Origin of the sequence: Cyanobacterium aponinum PCC 10605 (assembly GCF_000317675.1) — a bacterium.
GTDB lineage: Bacteria > Cyanobacteriota > Cyanobacteriia > Cyanobacteriales > Cyanobacteriaceae > PCC-10605.
Genome location: NC_019777.1, coordinates 51,412 through 62,874, shown reverse-complemented (window position 1 = coordinate 62,874; position 11,463 = coordinate 51,412). Strand labels below are relative to the sequence as shown.

Genomic DNA, 11,463 nt, shown 5'->3' with positions numbered 1-11,463 from the left:
AATAATGAATAAAATAATCGGATTTTTCATCTTTATTTTCTGTGTTTATTCTGTCTTTGATGCTTTATCTAATTCCCCGTCAGAAGAATTCACTCAATATCAAATCAGTTCCGTTCATGATGGTGATACTATGCGTGTCCGCCGTCCTGAAAATGAAGAATTAAAGGTTCGTTTTGCTTGTATCGACGCCAGAGAAATCGGTCAACAAGGGGGACGGAGCGATCTAAATTTCCTTATTTCTCTCCTTCAAACTCATGATAACCGAGTTAAATTACAAATCATGGGAAAAGACCGTTTCGGACGCACCATCGCTGTTGTTTGGGCTGGGAATGTTTTAGTTCCTCTCGCCCAAGTAGAAGCTGGTCAAGCCTTTGTTTACCACCGCTATAAAGATGATTGTCCTTACTATCAAGAAATTAAAGAAGCAGAAGCGATCGCACAAAAGAATAAAGTAGGACTGTGGGGGGAAAAGATAGAGTACCCGTGGGAATGGCGAAGAAGAAATAAGAAATAAAAAAAGACCCAGAGAAATTCTAGGTCTAAAGGGTTCTAATGTCCTTCTTTTATTAACCATTCAATACAGCTTTTTATTACATCTCCATGACATTCTAATGGTTTACACCAACAACTTAAATAAATATCTTTACCCGCTTTTACTTCTTTGACTAACATCATCAATTCATTCCATACTTTTCCTTCTTTCTTTTTCACTTCTTTCCATAACCATTTTCTATATTTCTCTATTACTTCTTTTCTATCTCCATCTCTATTAATTTTAAATTTATTCCCTAATACACTACCTTCTAAGTTTCCAAAGTTTCTACCAATATAATATTCATTTACTAATCTTTTATATTTATTTATTTTAATTATTTTAATCATTTTTAATCCCTGAAAAAAACACCTTCTTTTAACGATAGTTTTATCAACAATATTTCCATAAAAAAAGCCCCTAATAGGGCTAATATCCGTTAAACTTCTATTTAAAATTCAGGACATTATTCACATAATTTATCCCAGAACAGATTAACTAACTCTGTCTCTCCTGCGACAATAAGACAGTCAGATAAACTGAGATAATAATTAATAGCTGAATTAAGATTAGAAAAAATATTTTTATTGATAATGAGCATTGTTTTTCTGAACAAAATCCTCTTTTAATTGTTCTAATGTTTGAATGCGACTTTCATTTTCACGAATAATGTCTCTCCATCCGTCACTGTTCATTTGTTTAATATATTTTTGAGTATTATTAATGATGCCAATGCGAATATTTATTAATTTTACAATTTCGTTTAGTTCCATTTTCTTTTCCTTAATTTAATTGACATATTCTCTAAGTGAAAACACTATGAACTCAGAACTACGAATTACGAACTAATAACATTAGAAGAATAAAAAAAGCCTCCCGAACTAAGAACTTAGCATCTCGACTACGCTCGATAACTGTTATAAGCTAGAAATTAGAAGCCTTATTGTCTCAGCTTTTGAAATAAAAAAAGCCCGAAGATTACTCTCCGAGCTAAAGTATTAATTAGAATTATTTAGCATTGGTTAATGCCTTTTTAGCTTTACCATTTAATTGACCGATTTCGATTTCTTCTTTATTTTCAGCACTTATTAATAAAGATTTCTCTTGATTAATTTCTAATCGAGAATCAGTACAATATCCCAATCCTTTCAACTGTTCTTCATGAATTTCTTTGGCGATAATTAAGGCTTTATTTTCTAATTCATTTTCAGCTTTACGACAACTGCTTTTGAGATAGTAATAAACACCGTATTTACATTCGTTTTGGGTCATTTCAAAGCGGAAAATATTCGTGAAAAATGCCTCTTTTGCTTTATTAATCGCAAACTCATTTGCATCTCCATTCATTCCTTCCGATACCCATTGGGTGAACGCTTCTCGACTAAATAATTCAATCAATGCTGATAATTTGTCTTTACTTTGACGATGAATTAAAAATGTCGATAATTCACTCGCATTATCAGGAAATTGAGTCTTCATTTCACCGGCTACTGGAATACCCCAAATTTCGGTAAATGGTTCGTTAATATAATTAGGCTCAAAAGTTAATACCTTCTTATCCACCCAACATAACGCCATTTCCACAAAATGACCTTTCGTTAATCCTTCTTTCTCCGCTTGACGAGAAGATTTTCCTTTCGTATCACCATGCACAAAACAACCATAATCTTTGGAACAATTCGCTCGATAACGAGATGGTATTTCTGGTATTCGGACAGCAAAGCCATTTTCCGTAATAATATTCATGTTTTTTTCCTCGATTAAGTTTCTATTTTTGGTTCACTTTCTTTTTCAAAAAAGCTAAACTTAACAAGTGAAAACATCCTGTAAATAACTACAAATTACAAACTATGAATTATAAGTTATAACTAATATCGATAATTGTATAATTTTTCTTATTAAATAATTTCGATAATATAAAAAAAAGAGGGTAAAACTACCCCCTAAAATAATATAAAGATACGATGATTATTTATCAATATAAACAGATAAATTTGGCACTAATTCCATCCCATTTTCCCGTTCAGTATTAAATCTTGTTTTCAAGTTAATTAACCGTTTATTTGTCATTAATTTCTCCTTCTCTGTTTCTAGTTGTGCGATCGTGTTATCTAGTTCAGCTAATTGAGTATCAAGATTAGATAATTGAGAGGAATGTTTTTGAGTTAAGAGTTGTAATTCAGCTTTAATATCTTCATCCAATCGTTTAAGAGTGGTATTATCTTTGATGGTGGGATATTGTTTGCGAAAAGTAACAGTTATTTTACCTTTATTCTTCTGAGAATAAACCACATTTTTACCATTAACAGTTTCTTCATTACCCATAATGTCTATGGCTTCTGATATTGCTAGAGGCATAATTTCTTGAATTAATTGCTCTAACTGATTTACTTTCTTTCTTAATTCAATTAATTCCTCTAATTTACTTTTATTTGAATTAGTTCTGACTTCTGAGTTCTGATTTCTGACTTTATGATGAGGTATATTTAACATTATTTTACTCCTTTTTGTTATGATAAAAAAAGAAATCAAGAGAGAAAATTCTCCCTTAATTCCTTCTCTAATTAACTCGCTATTGATAATTCAGAAGCTAATTGTTCAGTTCGATATTCCGCTTCTTTTATATACTCTGCTAAGGTGCGATCATTATATTTATACCATTCGATATTATCAGGTAATTCATCAATAAATTGTTCAATCCATTTGATAATCGCCTGTTGTAAGAGGGTGCGATCGCAATCAGTTAAACCGAGGTCAATTAAATCATCGGCAGATTGGATAACTGAGTCCGTGATGTCAACTTTCATAGGTATTTTTGTCCTAAAAAAACAACATCATCAACAAGTGAAAACATTATATAAACTATGAATTACGAACTTAAATAACCATAAAAATGGTCGATAAATTTCTTAGTACATTCAATGGCAATATCAAAATCTTGGCAACCAGAATTTTCACCGCAAATACATCGTGTAATCCCTGCTCGATAAATAATAGTTTCAAAGTAAAAATAAACTTTAAATTCTGACCAATTTTGGTTATATCTTTCTTGGTATAATTTAGTTACCCCTTCTCGAATTATTTGCCTTTTTTGTCGCTGATTGGCAACTATTTCCCAACCTTTATAAAATTCACTTTTAGTCTTGATAATTGGGTCTAAATTAAGTGATAATTGCATAAAACCTCCACTCAGAACTATGAACTACGAACTATGAACCTAAAAAACCTCCCCGAAGGGAGATTAATTAAATTAATATTTCGACCGGGCTTAGGTACAAGTATTTAGAAAAGATTAAGTGATAATTGACGAGATTTGATAGCATAAAATTCATAAGTTTTAGGATTAAATTGAACTACTCTTTTATGTTTCTTTAAAGCTAAATTTACAGTGTGAGCCGTTCCCCCTGAAACCGAATTATCATAAATAGCTAATAACATTTCTGATTTGTCAACCATATATTCATTTCGATGGTGCATAACACCGTGTTTATACTCGTTACTCAAAATAATTACGTTATCAGCTTTATCAATTAATCCTTTATGACGGGTGCGATCGTTTTCATTCCATAAACAAGTTTGGTCAGTGCAAGGAATAACGGCTATCCAACTTAACTTTCTTTCGGATAAAACTCTAGCGAAGAGAAAATCAGCTCCTCTCGACATTCCTACTAAAAACTTCTCAATTCCGCTTTCAACTGCTAAATTTATTAAATGATTAACAGCTTTACGATTCATGGAATTATCTACAATATAACGATGACCAGTAACAGATGCAAATTTCATAATTACCTCCAAAAAAAAGACTTCCCGAAGGAAGCTATAATCAATAAATGAAAATATTTAAAAAGAGATAAATTCAGGGCGATAATTAAGAATTAATCCCGTAAAATCTTCAAATATTTCAGTGAGTTGGTCACAATAAACATCATCAAAAGTTTTGACAGTTTCCCACTCCATTCCTTTCCTATTAAACTTATAAAATTCCATCTCATAAGTATCCATTCCGTAATCATATCGAATAGAGCAAAGAGTAGCTTTATGACACATTTTAAAATCAAATTTAATCATTGCCGTAGCATTATCATAAATGACTTTTTTTGTTCCTAACATAATTACTAATCTGTCAATAGTTCCACAGAATTGAGTAATCATAGTTTTAATCACATCGTTAGGTTTATTCATTAATTTTCCCTCTAATTTATTGAAAATTAAAATCATTAAATGAAAATATTTTTAGTTAAATATTAAATTTAATTGATAAGAAAATGAATCCTGAATATGAAAATTAGCCAACGAAAAATCATAGCAACGATAAAAAAAATCTTTTCCTGTTTTTCATTTTTTGATACTCTAATAAATTTCACTAATTTTTTCCTCCAAAAATAGTAATTAAAACTTCTTCATCGTTGAGAGAATAACCCGTTCCCATTCTTCCCCAAATATAAAGATTTTTAAACTTTACTACGGGCTGATGATGTGCCAATAATTGACGATATAACCATTCAGAAACTAGCCAATATCCTATCGTACTTTTAAATTCATTTTCTTCATAAATACCAAGAACAGGAGTTAATTCATCGTAATAATTAGGAATTAAAACATCTAACATTAAGACGGTAATATTAACTTTTATTTCCTCTTTTATCCGTAGAGTGATTTGAGTTTCCATAATTTACTTTTCTCTAAACAACATCATCAATAAGTGAAAACATTAATTCAAATAAAAAGTAAGAATATCCCTTCTACCCTTTGCCTTCTAATAAAAAAAAGCCCTCATAAGAGAGCTAATAGTCGAAAAATAATGTTCAAAATCAATATTTATAATCTTGAATAAATATCAAGAGCATTAATCATTAAAGTATCTAACTTTTCTAAATGTCGAACTTCAATAGGATCAAATAAATTAATTGAAACTGTCATATTTCCTTCTGTTAAAAACAACTGTCCTTGTGCTATACGATAAATCCGATTTGGCTTTTCCATTAACTCAGCACAACTTAAATTTAGTAAACGAAGTGTTTCCTCTCTATTATTTGTTGTTATCATTTTGTGACCTCTTTATTAAAAATATCATCTTCTTTAAGTGAAAACATTAATAATAAAAAAAGCTCTCCTATGAGAGCTAAAATTATGAAAATTTAATCAAAACCAATCATGTCAAACCAAAATGGTTGTTGTGCATCTTCGCTATCATTGATATACTCATAAAGATAATCAAATGCTTCCTGTGGTGTCTGATTGTTATTAAATAGATGCTCATAGCTACTGTTATATTTATCTAAAATACGTTGAGAAAAATATTTAGATAATTTTTTATTTACTGCGGCTTCCCATTGTAGATATTCCATTTGTCACTTCCTTAATAAGGGTATTTATAATTATTTCATCTTAAAAAATCATTTTGTACTAGTGAAAACATCAGATGAAATAGCCCTCCCGAAGGAGAGCATTCAGATTAAACAGTAATTACTTTAGTTTTCTTAATTCGCTCGATATTAGCTTTAGTACCTTTACTTTTGCCATCCCAAATAGCCAATCCATAATCAGCAATTTCAGACATCGCAATATCTTTGGCACTATAACTTCTACCTTTTACTTTGACAGTTTGGAAGCCGATATTATTTCGAGGTTTGTTGTTGATATGATAGACAGTTACATTCTGATAATTATGATTATATAAATATTCTTGTATTAATTTATCAACACCGGAACAATCACCGACTACAACATCAAAACCCAAGTCCATAATTTTATTTAAACTATCAAGAGCAGGAGATGGTAATTCACTAACAGAACGAGAACCAGAAATCATTACAATAGTCATAATTTAAACTGATAAACAACATACTCTCTTAACGAAAGTTTCCCTCACAAGTAAGATGTAAATATTAACAGTGAGGAATGATTTAAAATTTCTGTAATAATCTAAATTAACTCAGAATAATCTCGGAAATAAAGCCATTCTCCGTTATATCGAATTTTAAATCTTCTTAATAGATAATGAATCCTTTTTTCCACAAATTTTTCTGTTATCTTTCCGTGCGATCGCATAGTGCCACTTCTTGGTCAGCTACGCTGTGCCTTTGGCATCGATAATCAAAAGTTCTAATTAATTTCAGTGTTTGAGGATGACCAGTTTAAAGTTATTTTAAACGTTTATAAGGATTTTTACTAATTCCTATTTTGTATTTATCTCCATCAGATATTAAATAAATTGTCATAAAAAAAACTCCCCGTGTAGGAGAGTTAATAAGTTTAATTATTTTGACTAAATAATAATTTCAGCCAATCTTCTAGGAATATAAATATGATGATTAAACTTGTCGCAGAGTGCAATTTTGCCCAAAGTTTCCATTCCTTCCAGAGTAATAAAACCACCATCTTCATCTAAGGTTACATAAGGTTTTAAGTCGGGATGTAATAATATCCAATCGACATTGTTGCATCCACGAGCATCGAGATACCACGTGTTATTGTGAGATTTGTAGATATTAAGATTAATCATTTATTTTACCTCCGTTGAATAACAAAATAATTATTCAGAACATTACGAATATCTTTAATTCTTAAAGACACAAGATTAATACAAGAACGTCCATAACCTCGCCAAATTCCTGTTTGATAAAGATGTAAACAAGCATAAAATCCAAAACTTGGTAAGATTAATTGTTCATTACATTTAATTCCCGTTAAACAGCTTCGGTATTCTTTTACTGGTTTTCCTATTTGTGCGATCGAACTCTTATTAATTAACCAAAAATCAGCTTCAGGAAAGTTATTATTAATTTGAAATAGTTGCATAATTCATGACTGAATAAACATCATGAACTGCAAGTGAAAACATTAATTTCTCTTTTCTGTGAATAAAAAAAAGCCCTCATAAAGAGAGCTAAAAATTATTAATTACCAAGGAATATCATCAAGGAAAACTGGTGGATTATCGAATCGCCAATTAATATAATCGACAATTTCATTACCATAAAGCCAACTACCACTTTCGATATTCCATATTTGTTTGTCTTCTTTATCTTGTTCTAAAATTTCGATAATTTTGCCATTAATTACTAATTCAATTTTCATGATTTTGCTTTTAAAAACAACATAATTTTTTAACGAAAGTTCTCTTAACGAGTTGAATAAAAAAAGCCCTAATCTTATGACTAGAGCTAAACACAAATCAAAAACAACTAATTTAGAAAGGAATATTTCCTAACGCTTCTATTGGTTGCTGATTTTGATTATTATTATTTTGATTTCGATTACGATAATATTCACTACGAACCCCTGCTAAATCTGCTTGAGTATATCTAAGTTCCGCCATAAATTTATTTAATTCAGCTAAACTCATTTTATGAATTTCATGATTAACCCATTCTTCTTTGAAAAGCTCATATAAGTCTAAACCTTTCACTTCGGAATCACGATTTTCATTCTTGTACTCTTGCCAAGCAATGATACGAAGACCATCGATTAATTGGCTTAAGATTTTTGTGTTACGATTCGGAATATTAATAGCCATAATTATGACCTCAAAAAACAACACACTCTTTTGGCGAAAGCTCCCTCACCCATGTGTTTTGAGTTGGTTTTTCTGATATTTATAATTTATATGAGGTGTATAGCAAATTCAGAAAATAAAGAGATGATCCACATTGAATAAGTGCGATCGATTAAAAAGAAATAAAAAAAGCCCTAGTATGATACTAGAGCCGCAGTTCTTATTCGTTAATATATTCTGGTTCTATTTCGACTGGTAAACAATAGCTGGTTGCTTCAGTATTCCACCATGCAATAGGGAATCTTTCAAAAGTAAACCAATAATCAGTTTTGCAATTTTCTCTCTCATATTTAAGATATTCAAGATGTTCGAGATATTCAAGATCTTCGTCTTCGTAGATGGGTCGATCACCCTGATAAAATAATACTGAAGGCATAGTATTTTCCTTTTGAAAACAACACTCTCTCTTAACGAAAGTTCCTTGACCGATTCGCATTAAAAAAAGCCCTCAAATTGAGGACTAAAGTATCAGAAGTTAAACTATTAAATTTGAGTTGCAATTAAGTCTAAAACATGATCTGCATTGAGATTTCTTACTTTCATTTCATAACGAAATTTTCCCTTTACTCTCATCTTTGCTCTTTTTTCTTCATTTTCACGAACATAACCACCCATTTCATTTATTAACTCTAAATATTTCTGTTGGATGCGATCGCTGTTAAACCCTATATAGGTAATAAAACTTTTAAAACCAGACTCAGATTCGTGAATTTCTTGCCAATGAAATTGATTGCTAAAAGTACCAACAATAGAGATACGATTAGACAATTTAACGAGAAGATAATTTCCATGTTCAGATTGTTCGATAACTTCGCCTTTTATTCCAGCAAAAGTAATTTTATTCATGATAATTATTTTTTATTTTAAACAACATAATCTAAAGGTGAAAACATTTCCGATAAAATTGAAATTATTTAATTTTTCATTAATAGCTGTTGATATAATAAAAATATTATAAAAGATTAATATAAATAAAATAATGAATATTTATTTAGAAAAAGATATATTCAAGATAAATGATTTTATTCCTAGTTTAATTAAAGGGTCATCAAATTTTTTTTATAAGTTATCTCCCATTGCAATTATCCAAACATTACCACCGATAGCATTCCTTAATAGTGTTATGGAAAATGCTGATATAATTGATATATTAATTAATATACCTAGAATATTTTTAAAGTCAATACATAGTATAAATAGAGCATTTAATTCGGAAACTTATGATAATTTATATACGAGGGGTAGTCAATTATTAAATGGTTTAGAAGACGAAACTTCTTTATACCAAAATGTCGTAAAAGCCTATAATAATACCCTTGATATAAAATATCTGGAAACAGTAATTAACCAAACTCAACCACCAATAAATGGTAATTTGGGGCAAAGTCCTTCCCTATTAATGAACCAATGGCAAGAAGAATCTGTACAACTCCTCTTTGATACTTTTAATAGATTAAAAGATGCAATCTCCCAATTAAAAGGAAAGCTAAGAAGAACAGCTCAAAATGCGTTTTACAGAGTTAGAAAAACCCTAGAAAAAGTAAGTAGATTAATCGGATTTAGTTTTAATGGTAATAATAGTCGAGAGTTAAAAAACTTTATCCTTAATCCTTTACGAATTACGAACTATGAACTACAAACTACGAATTACGAATTAAGAAGTAGAAATGGATTAACGTTAACTAATCCGAGTATGGTGGCAATAGTAGATATTCTCAATGAAATAGCTCAGTTTTTCTTACAATCATTCCTTTTTGCTCCTGTTTCCCGCAATTTACTCCCTGCTTTATCCCATACTGTTACTTCTATCGTACTCAAGTATTTAGGAAGTGGAGGTGCGATCGCATCAAATTATTTTGCAGGTCATGTGTTAAGAGCGAATGCGGGGGTTTTACCAGTAGTATTTAGAGCAACGGGGATGGGTGGCATGGCATGGACTTTTTTATCAGCGTTTGCCCCTTGGATTATTATTGCGGCGGTAATTATTATCATCGGCATCAGAAGTAATCAAAAATTGGGAGAGCATTTATATTTATTCGGAATGGGGGGAGAAATGCCAGATATGAGTTATTTAATATTAGAGAATAGTAATAATAAAGAAATATATGAGACTATTGTTAATCAAGGAGAAAAGATGAAAATGGAAAGTGGGAAAAATTATCCCCATTTATACGGGTTTTCGGTGTATGAGGATAAAGTAGTCTATGGTGTAGATGTTGCAAATGAACAACGGATATTAACAAAATTAGAAACAGAAATGAATTTTTCCCCTTATGTAAGTCTAATAGATAATTTCTTTACAAACGATTAGAACAAAGCAAAGAAATAAAAAATAATTCATAGTTCATATTTAATACGATTTTTCCTCAATCCTAATTTATTAGCTTGAACATAAACACTACGAAGACTCCGATTTAATCTTTTTGCCAGTAGTTTTGCAGGAGTATGAAAATAGTTTGCCCTCAGAATTTCATTTTCTTTTTCTGTCCATCGAGAAGGCGGTAAATTATAGTAGTGGGTAAAGCAACGAATGGAATTATATGATCGACCTAATTTATTAGCAATTTCTGCCACCGTTTTATGTTGTTTTTTGAGACTAATGATTAATTCCATCTCCGCTATAGTGATTGATTTATGATGATTTTTCGGTATCACTTTAGTTCCAGTTCAAAATTAAAAGTTAAAAGTAAGATGAATTAACTTAAAAATAATTTTTTTTCAGCTTTTCTTCTCCTTTTCAATCCTTCTAATATCCTATTTCCGGCTCGATTCCATCTCAATAATTGATTGGCAGCTTCTTGATAATTTCCCTGATTTAAGACTCTCAATAAGGTACTACCCCTAAAAGCAGTCACCCCAACATTAAATGTGAAACTCACCAACGCACTGAATTGATTATCATTTACTGGTACTGTAATAAGACGATCACACTCTTTAGCAAAAGTATCAACAGTAATCTTAAATAATTCTTCAGCTTCAGAATGACTTATGGTATCCCCCAATTTAACTTTTCGCCCATCAGGATAAAAAGTATTACCATAACCTATTGTTGGCACACCAGCAGGACATAAATAAGCATTACGTCTAAAGACTTCAAACTCTTTAATTAATTCCATTCCCGCCTGATTAACTTGTCTCTGTTTCGGCTTAAATTGCAGTAGCTTTTTAATAGTAGTTTTTCCGATCAGATTAGGATGCTCTAAGTAATTTTGTTTCTTAAAACTATTGAAGGCTTTAGTAGTGCGATCGCCCAAAATACCATCAACAATTAAAGCGTAGCCACAATTATTCAATAAAAGTTGTAATTCTCTAATTTGTTCAGAAGATAATTCCGATAAATGTTTAGTAATTTTAAGCTGTTTTAAACTCATAA

The 11,463-nt window shown here is 30.6% G+C and carries 22 protein-coding genes; 2 read left to right on the top strand and 20 right to left on the bottom strand.

The features are described 5' to 3' along the window. Window positions 1-4: 4 nt before the first annotated feature. Window positions 5-514 carry a thermonuclease family protein gene (locus CYAN10605_RS17665; RefSeq protein ID WP_015221307.1) on the top strand — a complete coding sequence of 170 codons (510 nt, stop codon included), beginning with the start codon at window positions 5-7 and terminating at the stop codon, window positions 512-514. 35 nt (window positions 515-549) lie between these two features. Here the strand turns inward: CYAN10605_RS17665 and CYAN10605_RS17660 are convergent, their stop codons facing one another. From CYAN10605_RS17660 to CYAN10605_RS17580, 18 genes are all read right to left on the bottom strand, one after another. Continuing rightward, window positions 550-882 (bottom strand): DUF4326 domain-containing protein, encoded by a 333-nt coding sequence (locus tag CYAN10605_RS17660; protein ID WP_015221306.1) that lies wholly within the window; start codon window positions 880-882, stop codon window positions 550-552. A 234-nt stretch (window positions 883-1,116) separates the two neighbouring features. Continuing rightward, complete coding sequence (locus CYAN10605_RS17655; protein ID WP_015221304.1) at window positions 1,117-1,305, bottom strand: hypothetical protein; 189 nt, start codon at window positions 1,303-1,305, stop codon at window positions 1,117-1,119. Between the two features lie 235 nt (window positions 1,306-1,540). Next, window positions 1,541-2,278 (bottom strand): hypothetical protein, encoded by a 738-nt coding sequence (locus CYAN10605_RS17650; protein ID WP_015221303.1) that lies wholly within the window; start codon window positions 2,276-2,278, stop codon window positions 1,541-1,543. 222 nt (window positions 2,279-2,500) lie between these two features. Further along, window positions 2,501-3,025: a hypothetical protein gene (locus tag CYAN10605_RS17645; RefSeq protein ID WP_015221302.1), complete on the bottom strand. Its 525-nt coding sequence runs from the start codon at window positions 3,023-3,025 to the stop codon at window positions 2,501-2,503. 71 nt (window positions 3,026-3,096) lie between these two features. Further along, on the bottom strand, window positions 3,097-3,339 hold the full coding sequence (locus CYAN10605_RS17640; RefSeq protein WP_015221301.1) for a hypothetical protein: 243 nt from the start codon (window positions 3,337-3,339) through the stop codon (window positions 3,097-3,099). 62 nt (window positions 3,340-3,401) lie between these two features. Next, entirely contained in the window at window positions 3,402-3,710 is a 309-nt protein-coding gene (locus CYAN10605_RS17635) for a hypothetical protein (protein ID WP_015221300.1), read from the bottom strand. Between the two features lie 104 nt (window positions 3,711-3,814). Next, window positions 3,815-4,315 (bottom strand): SLOG family protein, encoded by a 501-nt coding sequence (locus CYAN10605_RS17630; RefSeq protein WP_015221299.1) that lies wholly within the window; start codon window positions 4,313-4,315, stop codon window positions 3,815-3,817. A 57-nt stretch (window positions 4,316-4,372) separates the two neighbouring features. Further along, window positions 4,373-4,714 carry a hypothetical protein gene (locus CYAN10605_RS17625; protein ID WP_150109021.1) on the bottom strand — a complete coding sequence of 114 codons (342 nt, stop codon included), beginning with the start codon at window positions 4,712-4,714 and terminating at the stop codon, window positions 4,373-4,375. Between the two features lie 181 nt (window positions 4,715-4,895). Next, the gene (locus CYAN10605_RS17620) at window positions 4,896-5,201 is read right to left on the bottom strand and encodes a hypothetical protein (RefSeq protein ID WP_015221297.1); all 306 of its coding nucleotides are present in this window, start codon (window positions 5,199-5,201) and stop codon (window positions 4,896-4,898) included. 149 nt (window positions 5,202-5,350) lie between these two features. Further along, window positions 5,351-5,578 carry a hypothetical protein gene (locus CYAN10605_RS17615; RefSeq protein ID WP_015221296.1) on the bottom strand — a complete coding sequence of 76 codons (228 nt, stop codon included), beginning with the start codon at window positions 5,576-5,578 and terminating at the stop codon, window positions 5,351-5,353. Between the two features lie 92 nt (window positions 5,579-5,670). After that, complete coding sequence (locus CYAN10605_RS17610; RefSeq protein ID WP_015221295.1) at window positions 5,671-5,880, bottom strand: hypothetical protein; 210 nt, start codon at window positions 5,878-5,880, stop codon at window positions 5,671-5,673. Between the two features lie 107 nt (window positions 5,881-5,987). Further along, on the bottom strand, window positions 5,988-6,356 hold the full coding sequence (locus CYAN10605_RS17605) for a hypothetical protein (RefSeq protein WP_015221294.1): 369 nt from the start codon (window positions 6,354-6,356) through the stop codon (window positions 5,988-5,990). A 444-nt stretch (window positions 6,357-6,800) separates the two neighbouring features. Further along, window positions 6,801-7,037 carry a hypothetical protein gene (locus tag CYAN10605_RS17600; RefSeq protein ID WP_015221293.1) on the bottom strand — a complete coding sequence of 79 codons (237 nt, stop codon included), beginning with the start codon at window positions 7,035-7,037 and terminating at the stop codon, window positions 6,801-6,803. Between the two features lie 5 nt (window positions 7,038-7,042). Next, window positions 7,043-7,333, bottom strand: coding sequence for a hypothetical protein (locus CYAN10605_RS17595; protein ID WP_015221292.1), 291 nt, complete (start codon window positions 7,331-7,333; stop codon window positions 7,043-7,045). A gap of 102 nt (window positions 7,334-7,435) precedes the next feature. Continuing rightward, window positions 7,436-7,612, bottom strand: coding sequence for a hypothetical protein (locus CYAN10605_RS18970; RefSeq protein ID WP_015221291.1), 177 nt, complete (start codon window positions 7,610-7,612; stop codon window positions 7,436-7,438). A 112-nt stretch (window positions 7,613-7,724) separates the two neighbouring features. Next, window positions 7,725-8,051: a hypothetical protein gene (locus tag CYAN10605_RS17590; RefSeq protein ID WP_015221290.1), complete on the bottom strand. Its 327-nt coding sequence runs from the start codon at window positions 8,049-8,051 to the stop codon at window positions 7,725-7,727. Window positions 8,052-8,250: 199 nt separating this feature from the next. Continuing rightward, the gene (locus CYAN10605_RS17585; RefSeq protein ID WP_150109020.1) at window positions 8,251-8,466 is read right to left on the bottom strand and encodes a hypothetical protein; all 216 of its coding nucleotides are present in this window, start codon (window positions 8,464-8,466) and stop codon (window positions 8,251-8,253) included. 107 nt (window positions 8,467-8,573) lie between these two features. Beyond that, a complete protein-coding gene (locus tag CYAN10605_RS17580) occupies window positions 8,574-8,936 on the bottom strand; it encodes a hypothetical protein (protein WP_015221288.1) in 363 nt (120 codons plus the stop codon). A 133-nt stretch (window positions 8,937-9,069) separates the two neighbouring features. Here CYAN10605_RS17580 and CYAN10605_RS17575 point away from each other — a divergent pair, with 133 nt between their 5' ends. Further along, entirely contained in the window at window positions 9,070-10,401 is a 1,332-nt protein-coding gene (locus tag CYAN10605_RS17575; RefSeq protein ID WP_015221287.1) for a hypothetical protein, read from the top strand. A gap of 26 nt (window positions 10,402-10,427) precedes the next feature. On the opposite strand, the gene CYAN10605_RS17570 is transcribed toward CYAN10605_RS17575, so the two are convergent. Further along, on the bottom strand, window positions 10,428-10,745 hold the full coding sequence (locus CYAN10605_RS17570) for a hypothetical protein (RefSeq protein WP_150109019.1): 318 nt from the start codon (window positions 10,743-10,745) through the stop codon (window positions 10,428-10,430). Between the two features lie 41 nt (window positions 10,746-10,786). After that, window positions 10,787-11,461: a glycoside hydrolase family protein gene (locus CYAN10605_RS19250; protein ID WP_015221285.1), complete on the bottom strand. Its 675-nt coding sequence runs from the start codon at window positions 11,459-11,461 to the stop codon at window positions 10,787-10,789. Between the last annotated feature and the right edge of the window lie 2 nt (window positions 11,462-11,463).